Annotated in this window: 6 protein-coding genes; all 6 read left to right on the plus strand. The window is 72.6% G+C overall.

The features are described 5' to 3' along the window. Nucleotides 1-38 precede the first annotated feature (38 nt). The 6 genes from ACZ63F_RS33770 to ACZ63F_RS33795 all read left to right on the plus strand — a co-directional run bounded on the left by ACZ63F_RS33770 (nucleotide 39) and on the right by ACZ63F_RS33795 (nucleotide 7,453). Complete coding sequence (locus ACZ63F_RS33770) at nucleotides 39-629, plus strand: hypothetical protein (RefSeq protein ID WP_469716975.1); 591 nt, start codon at nucleotides 39-41, stop codon at nucleotides 627-629. A gap of 64 nt (nucleotides 630-693) precedes the next feature. Beyond that, nucleotides 694-1,311 carry a TetR/AcrR family transcriptional regulator gene (locus ACZ63F_RS33775; RefSeq protein ID WP_469716977.1) on the plus strand — a complete coding sequence of 206 codons (618 nt, stop codon included), beginning with the start codon at nucleotides 694-696 and terminating at the stop codon, nucleotides 1,309-1,311. Nucleotides 1,312-1,500: 189 nt separating this feature from the next. Then, nucleotides 1,501-3,768 (plus strand): molybdopterin oxidoreductase family protein, encoded by a 2,268-nt coding sequence (locus ACZ63F_RS33780; RefSeq protein WP_469716979.1) that lies wholly within the window; start codon nucleotides 1,501-1,503, stop codon nucleotides 3,766-3,768. 123 nt (nucleotides 3,769-3,891) lie between these two features. After that, a complete protein-coding gene (locus tag ACZ63F_RS33785) occupies nucleotides 3,892-5,280 on the plus strand; it encodes a CitMHS family transporter (RefSeq protein ID WP_469716981.1) in 1,389 nt (462 codons plus the stop codon). A gap of 71 nt (nucleotides 5,281-5,351) precedes the next feature. Further along, entirely contained in the window at nucleotides 5,352-6,596 is a 1,245-nt protein-coding gene (locus tag ACZ63F_RS33790) for an MFS transporter (protein ID WP_469716983.1), read from the plus strand. Nucleotides 6,597-6,697: 101 nt separating this feature from the next. Next, complete coding sequence (locus tag ACZ63F_RS33795) at nucleotides 6,698-7,453, plus strand: hypothetical protein (protein ID WP_469716985.1); 756 nt, start codon at nucleotides 6,698-6,700, stop codon at nucleotides 7,451-7,453. The last annotated feature ends 268 nt before the right edge of the window (nucleotides 7,454-7,721 follow it).

Below are 7,721 nucleotides of genomic sequence, written 5' to 3' on the forward strand. Positions count from 1 at the left end.
GATCCCGGTCCGCGGCGCGCTGTTCTACGCTCCCGGGCATGTCGTGGACGCGTGGACTGCCGGGTGCGCTCGCGGTCTGCGTGCTGCTGCTCGTCGCCGCGGCGGGGTGCGGGACCGGGAACGCCCATGGGCGGCGTGGGGCGGAGTCCCCCGCCCCGGTGGGCAAGATCCTCGACGACACGGACGAGAGAGGGCGCCACTACCGCGAGCTGGACAGGAAGCAGGCGCCCGAGGTGGGCACGGTGGTCACCCCGGACGCGTCCGGCGGCTGGGACGTACGGCTCGACCTGCACCGCTTCCGGTTCTCCCGGGCGGGCACCGCGGCGAAGGCGGTCGCCGGCCGCGGACTCGCCTACCTCTTCGTGGACGGCGGCCTGGTGACCCGGCTGCGCACCCCCTCGTACCACCTGCCCGCCGGGCTCGTCCCGCACGGCACCCACCACATCACCGCCCGGCTCTACGCGGACGACGGCACGGTCTGGGCCGTGCACGGCAAACCGGTGGAGAGCACCGCGGACGTCACGGCCTCGGGCGCGGAGACCGCCCCGCCGTCGGCATCGGGAGCCGTGCCCGCCACGCCGTCGGCCACCGGCACCGGCACCGGCACGAGCAGTACGGACACCCGATGAGTGCATGGGCCATCCGTCCGCGTACTGGGGGGCGAGGTTCACCTGATCCCGGCGGAAAGGCATCATGAAGCCCGTGCCCCCAGCGACACCGCTTCGCAAAGCGCCCGTACAGCGCCGCAGCGCCGAACGGCTGACCCGGATCCTCGACGCCTGTGCCGACCTCCTCGACGAGGTCGGTTACGACGAACTGAGCACCCGGGCCGTCGCGGTGCGCGCCGGAGTGCCCATCGGCTCGGTCTACCGCTTCTTCGGCAACAAACGGCAGATGGCCGACGCCCTCGCCCAGCGCAACCTGGAGCGCTACTCCGAGCGCGTCACCGAGCGGCTGAAGGACGCCCCGAAGGGGCACTGGCGGACGGCGATGGACGCGGTGCTCGACGAGTACCTGGCCATGAAGCGCACCGCCCCCGGCTTCTCCCTCGTCGACTTCGGCAACCAGATCCCGGTCGGCGTCCGCGACGCGGAGCCGAACCACCGGGTGGCCGACCGGCTGACCGAACTGCTGGCGGCGTACATCGGCCGCACCCCCGACGAGCCGCTGCGCCGCACCTTCCTGGTCGCGGTCGAGACGGCCGACGCCCTGGTCCACCTGTCCTTCCGGATGGCCCCGGAGGGCGACGAGTCGATCATCACGGAGACACGGGAACTGCTGCGGGCGTACCTGGCGCGGGTTCTGGACTGACGGTTCCCGGAAAACCGCCCCGAGCGGAGCGCCCTGCAAGGGGCGCTGGCGGTCCCCCGGCCGAAGGCTGGGGGAGGAACTGCGCGCTCAGCCCCCACCGGCCCGAACTTCTACGACGACAGGACTCCCCTCCCCACATACCGACCGGTATGCTCACCGCGCAAGGCACCGCCGCCCCCGGGAGGAACCATGCCCCGCACCGCCCTCCGCATCTGCCCCCTGTGCGAGGCCACCTGCGGCCTGACCCTCACCATCGAGGGCACCCGCGTCACCGGCGCCCGCGGTGACCGCGACGACGTCTTCAGCAACGGGTTCATCTGCCCGAAGGGCGCCTCCTTCGGCGCCGTCGACGCCGACCCCGACCGGCTGCGCACCCCCCTCGTCCGCAGGGACGGCGAACTGCGCGAGGCCACCTGGGCGGAGGCCTTCGACGCGGTCGCCGCCGGGGTGCGGGGCGTCGTCGAGCGGTACGGCCCCGACTCCGTCGGGATCGTCCTCGGCAACCCCAACGTCCACACCGTGGCCGGCGGCCTCTACCCGCAGGTCCTCGTCGGCGCCCTCGGCACCCGCAGCGTCTTCACCGCGTCCACGGTCGACCAGATGCCCAAGCACGTCTCCAGCGGGCTGCTCTTCGGTGACGCCAACGCCATACCGGTGCCCGACCTCGACCACACCGACCACCTCCTCCTCATCGGCGCCAACCCCCTGGAGTCCAACGGGAGTCTGTGCACCGCCCCCGACTTCCCCGGCAAACTCAAGGCCCTCAGGGCCCGCGGCGGCACCCTCACCGTCATAGACCCGCGCCGCACCCGCACCGCCAAACTCGCCGACCGGCACATCGCCATCCGGCCCGGCGCCGACGCCCTGCTGCTCGCCGCGATGACCCAGGTCCTCTTCGAGGAGGACCTGGTGGACCTCGGCCACCTCGCCCCGCACGTCGAAGGACTCGACGAACTCCGCGCCGCGATCGGCGACTTCACCCCCGACGCGGTCGCCCACGCCACCGACGTCGACGCCGGCACGATCCGCGTCCTCGCCCGCGAACTCGCCGCCGCCCCCACCGCCGCCGTATACGGCCGGATCGGCAGCTGCACCGTCCCGCACGGCACCCTCGCCAGCTGGCTCGTCGACGTCCTCAACGCCCTCACCGGCAACCTCGACCGGCCCGGCGGCGCGCTCTTCCCGCAGGCCGCCACCGACCGGACCCCACGGCCCGCCGGACCCGGCCGCGGCTTCGCGCTCGGCCGCTGGCACTCCCGGGTCAGCCAACACCCCGAGGCCAAGGGCGAATTGCCGCTCTCCGCGCTCGCCGAGGAGATCGACACCGCGACGGCGGAGGGCGAGCCGATCCGGGCCCTGATCGCCATCGCCACCAACCCGGTGCTCTCCGCCCCGGACGGCGACCGCCTCGACAAGGCCCTGGACTCCCTCGACTTCATGGTCAGTGTCGACCCCTACCTCAACGAGACCGCCCGCCACGCGGACGTCGTCCTGCCCCCGCCGCCGCCCTCGCAGAGCCCGCACCACGACTTCGCCTTCAACACCCTCGCCGTCCGCAACCAGGTCCGCTACACGCGTCCCGCCGTCCCGCTGGAGCCCGGCCGGATGGCCGAGACCGAGATCCACGCCCGGCTGATCCTCGCGGCCGGCGGCATGCACGGCGCCGAACCCTCCGCCGTGGACGACATGGTCATCGGCCAGACCCTCGGGAAGGCGGTCAGGGAGCCCCACTCGCCCGTGCACGGCCGGGACCCGCAGGAACTCGCCGCACTGCTCACCGGGGACACCGGCCCCGAACGCCGGCTCGACCTGATGCTGCGCCTCGGCCCCTACGGCGACGGCTTCGGCGTCCGCCCCGACGGCCTCACCCTGGAGCAGTTGCTCGCCCACCCGCACGGCATCGACCTCGGCCCCCTCCAGCCCCGCCTCCCGCAACCGCTGAAGACCCGGAGCGGCAAGGTCGAACTGCTGCCCCGGCCCCTCGCCGACGACCTGCCCCGGCTGCGCACGGCCCTCGACACCAGCCCCGCGGCGCTCGTCCTCGTCGGCCGCCGGCACCTGCGCTCCAACAACAGCTGGATGCACAACGTGCCCGCCCTCACCGGCGGCACCAACCGCTGCACCCTGCACATCCACCCCGAGGACGCCGCACGGCTCGGTGTGCGCGACGGCGCCGACGTCCGCGTCAAGGGCGCCGGCGGCGAGGTGGTCACCCCCGCCGAGGTCACCGACGGCGTCCGCCCCGGAGTCGTCAGCCTCCCGCACGGCTGGGGCCACGACCGCCCCGGCACCCGCCTCAGCCACGCCGCCACCGTCCCCGGCGTCAACGTCAACCAGCTCCTCGACGGCAGCCTGCTCGACCCGCTGTCCGGCAACGCCGTCCTCAACGGCATCCCCATCGAGGTGACCGCCGAAGGGACCGCCGACGTCACCGCCGAAGTGACCGCAACCCCGTGACCTGGACTTTCGCGCTTATTGCTCGCGCGTCAACGTCTTGTTAACGACGTTTGACGCGACCTAACGTCGTCCGCACCGCCGGCCCTGGTGGGAGTTCAAGGGCGAACGTTAGGTAATCCACTCATGCTGACCATCCTCGGCTTCGCCATGATCGCGACCTTCCTGGTCCTGATCATGCTGAAGAAGATGTCGCCGATCGCGGCGCTCGTGCTGATCCCCGCGCTGTTCTGCGTGGCCGTCGGCAAGGGCGCCCACCTCGGCGACTACGTCATCGACGGCGTCACCAGCCTCGCGCCCACCGCGGCGATGCTCATGTTCGCCATCGTCTACTTCGGCGTGATGATCGACGTCGGCCTCTTCGACCCGGTCGTCAGGGGAATCCTGAGGTTCTGCAAGGCCGACCCGCTGCGGATCGTCGTCGGCACGGCCGTACTCGCCGCCATCGTCTCGCTCGACGGCGACGGCTCCACCACCTTCATGATCACCGTCTCGGCGATGTACCCGCTGTACAAGCGCCTGAGGATGAGCATGGTCGTGATGACCGGTGTCGCTGCGATGGCCAACGGTGTGATGAACACCCTGCCCTGGGGCGGTCCGACCGCCCGCGCCGCCACCGCGCTCAAGCTGGACGCGAGCGACATCTTCGTGCCGATGATCCCCGCGCTGGCCACGGGCCTGCTGTTCGTCCTCGCCCTCGCCTACGTCCTCGGCCGCCGCGAGCGCAAACGGCTCGGCGTGCTGACGCTGGACGAGGTGCTGGTGGAGGAGCCGGAGACGGTTCTCGTGGGCGCGGGCAAGGCTCCTTCCGCGAGCGGGGGTCAGGGCCCGGGCACGGGCGCCGACCTCCCCGGCGAGCCCGAGGACGACGGCTTCCAGGGCCTCGACCCGCACCGCGAGACCCTGCGGCCCAGGCTGTACTGGTTCAACGCGCTGCTCACGGTCGCCCTGCTCACCGCCATGATCATGGAGTGGCTGCCGATCCCGGTGCTGTTCCTGCTCGGCGCGGCCCTGGCCCTGACCGTCAACTACCCCCAGATGCCCGCCCAGAGGGCCCGGATCGCCGCGCACGCCGAGAACGTCCTCAACGTCTCCGGAATGGTCTTCGCCGCCGCCGTCTTCACCGGCGTCCTCCAGGGCACCGGCATGGTCGACCACATGGCCGACTGGCTCGTCGGCAACATCCCCGACGGCATGGGCCCGCACATGGCCCTCGTCACCGGCGTGCTGAGCATCCCGCTCACGTACTTCATGTCGAACGACGGCTTCTACTTCGGCATCCTCCCGGTGCTCGCCGAGGCCGGCCAGGCGCACGGCGTCTCCGCGGTGGAGATCGCCCGCGCCTCGATCGTCGGCCAGCCGCTGCACATGTCCAGCCCGCTGGTGCCCGCCGTCTACGTCCTGGTCGGCATGGCCAAGGTCGAGTTCGGCGACCACACGCGGTTCGTCGTGAAGTGGGCTGCCCTGACGTCGGTGGTGGTGCTGGGGGCGGGGATCCTGTTCGGGACCATGTGACATGGCACTCGCAGTGCCATGTCACACAGCACTGCGGGGCAGTATGTGACATACCACTGGGAGGTTTCACCATGGCGCCCGGCAGGAACCGCCGCTGGCTGCTCCGCCTCGTCATCGCCTTCGGCTTCGCGCAGGGCGCCGTCTCGATGGCCCGCCCCGCCGTCTCCTACCGGGCCCTCGCCCTCGGCGCCGACGAACGGGCCGTCGGCGTGCTCGCGGGTGTCTACGCCCTGCTCCCGCTCTTCGCCGCCGTACCGCTGGGCCGCCGTACCGACCACGGCCGTTGCGCACCCCTGCTGCCCGTCGGCGTCGTCCTGATATCCGGCGGCTGCGCGCTCAGCGGAGTCGCCGGCTCCCTCTGGGCGATGGCCCTGTGGAGCGGGGTGATGGGCCTCGGCCACCTCTGCTTCGTGATCGGCGCGCAGTCGCTGGTGGCCCGGCAGTCGGCGGCGCACGAACAGGACCGTAACTTCGGCCACTTCACCATCGGCGCGTCGCTGGGCCAGCTGGTCGGGCCGATCGCCGCCGGTGCGGTCATCGGCGGGCCGGACATGGCGGCCACGAGCGCGCTCGCGCTGCTGGTGGCGGGCGCGGGGGCGGCGGTCGCGTTCACCTCGCTGTGGCGCATCGAGGACCGTACGGCGGTCAAGTCCCGTGCGGCGCAGGGGAACCGGGTTCCGGTGGGCCGCATCCTGGGCGCCCGGGGGGTTCCCGGAGGCATGCTGATCAGCCTCTCGGTGCTGTCCGCGACCGACATCCTGACCGCGTATCTTCCCGTGGTCGGTGAGCACCGGGGCATCTCCCCGGCCGTGATCGGTGTGCTGCTCAGTGTGCGGGCGGGGGCGACGATCGCCTGCCGGCTGGTTCTCACGCCGTTGCTGCGGCTGCTCGGGCGGCCGGTGCTGCTGACGGTGACCTGCTTCCTGGCGGCGGTGCTGTGTGCGGGGATCGCGGTGCCGGTGCCGGTGTGGGCGCTGGCCCTGGTGCTGGCGGTGCTCGGTTTCTGCCTGGGGGTCGGGCAGCCGCTGTCGATGACGACGGTGGTCCAGGCCGCACCCGAGGGCGCCCGCTCCACGGCGCTCGCCCTGCGGCTGACCGGCAACCGGCTGGGCCAGGTGGCCGCGCCGGCCGGGGCGGGGCTGCTGGCGGGAGTGGCCGGGGTGGCCGCGCCGTTCGTGATGCTGGGCGCGTTGTTGCTGGTGTCGGCAGGGGTGGCGGTGCGCTCGCCGGGGCCGGCGGGAGGGGGCGAGGGGGCCGGTCGGGTGCCGTCGGCGCGGCGAAAGGGTCAGGCGTTGCGCCGCACGAGCGATATCTGACGGCGCGTCGGACGTGGATGCCACGGGTCGTGGAGTGCATGAGTGACAGTCCAGACGAAAGGCCGATTTGTATGAAAATCATCTAACTCGGAGGAGCTTGCATGCCAACGCTCACACTTCCACGCACCGTCGGCTCCCGCGCGGGCGCCACCGTCCTCCTCTCCGCCCTCGCCGCGGCGGGTGCGTCGTGGGTGGCGGCGCCGAACGCGGTGGCCCAAGGGGAGAACGGCGACATCAGGCTCCACCGTGTGGGCGTGCCCTTCGGCGTCTCGAAGGACGACCCGGTGGTCTGCAAGTTCTACCTCGACGCGGTCAACTTCGACATCCTCGCCCAGATCGGCTACACCATCACGCCGCAGCCGCCCCTGCCCACCGCCGCAACGGTCGCCGGCTCCATCCAGCTCGCCGGGGGTGCGGGTCACACCGACCCGCTGGGGCTTGCGGACGGGCAGTACAGGCTCGCGTGGATCGTGGACGGCGCCCGGAAGGAGAAGGTCTTCCGGGTCAACTGCCACGACGGCAGGCAGGACGGTCCGCAGGACCAGAACGGCCAGAACGGCCCGAACGGTCCCAACGGCCAGGGCGACCAGGGCGGCCCGAACGGCCCCAACGACCCGGGCGGCCAGGACGGCCCGAACGGGCAGATCCAGGACAACCAGCGAAACGACTCGTCCTGGGGCCAGGGCGGCGGTGACCACAACGGCCCGCAGGGCGGTGTGCACGCGGGCGGCGGCGGCATCGCCGACACGGCGGCCGCGTTCTCGCCCGTGGCCGCGGCCACGGCCGTCACCCTGGTCGCCGCCAGCGGTGTGGTGTACGTCCGGCTGATCCGCCGCCGGCCCCATGGCGCCGCGTAGGCGCAGACGCAGGCCCTGGTACCGGACCCGCGCCTACCGCCTCGCCAGGACGGCCCTGCTGGCCGTCCTCCTGGTGACAGTGGTCCGGTGGTGGGGGCACGACGGTTCGGCCGCACCGGACGGGTCGGACGCCCTCGCGGCGGGGGGGCGGGGGGGGGGGGGGGGGCCCCCCCCCCCCCCCCTCCCCCCCCCGCCGAGGTCGAGGCAGACCTCCTTCTTTGGCGTTTGGCAGCCCGTCACCGGGGGCCGCCCCCAACAGGGGCAGGAG

Source organism: Streptomyces sp. NPDC104761 (genome assembly GCF_055583445.1).